Source organism: Peptoniphilus indolicus ATCC 29427, from assembly GCF_000227315.1.
In the GTDB taxonomy this organism is placed as follows: Bacteria; Bacillota; Clostridia; order Tissierellales; family Peptoniphilaceae; genus Peptoniphilus; species Peptoniphilus indolicus.
The window spans coordinates 1-950 of sequence record NZ_JH165131.1 but is presented as its reverse complement, the minus strand read 5'-3'; the positions used below and the strand labels follow the sequence as shown (position 1 = coordinate 950).

General features: G+C 29.1%; 4 protein-coding genes. All 4 read right to left on the bottom strand.

Translation table 11 applies throughout. The features are described from left to right. A partial coding sequence (locus HMPREF9129_RS12885; protein WP_004823561.1) for a prepilin peptidase occupies positions 1-151 on the bottom strand: 151 nt, incomplete at its 3' end. Next, entirely contained in the window at positions 148-522 is a 375-nt protein-coding gene (locus HMPREF9129_RS10315; RefSeq protein WP_004823560.1) for a type II secretion system protein, read from the bottom strand. The genes HMPREF9129_RS12885 and HMPREF9129_RS10315, both read right to left, overlap by 4 nt. Positions 523-531: 9 nt before the next feature. Beyond that, positions 532-738: a type II secretion system F family protein gene (locus HMPREF9129_RS12880; protein WP_370882814.1), complete on the bottom strand. Its 207-nt coding sequence runs from the start codon at positions 736-738 to the stop codon at positions 532-534. A gap of 16 nt (positions 739-754) precedes the next feature. Further along, positions 755-950 (bottom strand): type II secretion system F family protein (locus tag HMPREF9129_RS10310; protein ID WP_040553310.1); only part of this gene is annotated, 196 nt, incomplete at its 5' end.

Sequence of the window (950 nt, the reverse complement as noted above, 5' to 3'; positions counted from 1 at the left end):
TAGGTATATTTTCAAAAGGCTTTATTTTTGTATGACAACTTTCACATTCAGATTTTCCAAATATAAAAGATTTTATGTCATTCCTTCTATAATTGAAACAAGCTAGAGCCGATCCTGCTATAGCTCCTAATATAAATATTATAACTATCATTTTTCTACTGAGACTAATTGGTCTCCTTCTATTTTTACTTCTCCGGGAGTAACTGTAACATTACCATTTTTATCTATAGAAACACTAAATGAGTCTTTCTTAAGTGCTTTAACTGGTTTAGGAAACTTGCCTTCAAAATAAGGCGTCAAATTTTCTTGAGTTATTGCTCCAGTCGATTCCGGATTTTCAATCGAATACATTACTGCAGCATTTTTTAATTCTTTTACGTTTAAATTGTGTGCTGCTGCTTGTGCAGATAGATTTGATTTAGTAAATCTAGGAATAGCTATTGCCACTAAAATCAAAAGTATGGCTATTACAACTACTAATTCAACCAATGTAAACCCCTTTTTCTTTTTTAAATTCTTCATAACTACCTCCTAACCAATATAGTTGACAACATCGAACATAGGAATTGCTATAGACAATACAACAAATCCAACAAAAATAGATAAAATAAGAATGATGATCGGCTCTATTAATGACAAAAACTTCTTTGAATCCATTTCTAATTTCTTTTCATAATAATCTTTCAGAGATTTAATAACTTTATCTACCGACGAAGCTCGCTCTCCTACTTTTAATATAGATAATGATATATTATCAAAAAAATACAGATTCTTCTAATGACTTAGATAAATCAATCCCACTGTACAGTCTCTCTATAGATTTTTCTATTTCTTTTTTCATATGTAGATTGCTAATAGAGTCTCTTGTAATTTCTAATGCACTAGACATAATTACTTTTGAATTCAATAAAAAACTCATCATAGAAATAAAATTATGCTCTTGAATTACT

Coding starts and splice junctions, on each gene's coding strand:
- HMPREF9129_RS10315 (WP_004823560.1), bottom strand. CDS start 522: ATGAAGAATTTAAAAAAGAAAAAGGGGTTTACATTGGTTGAATTAGTA.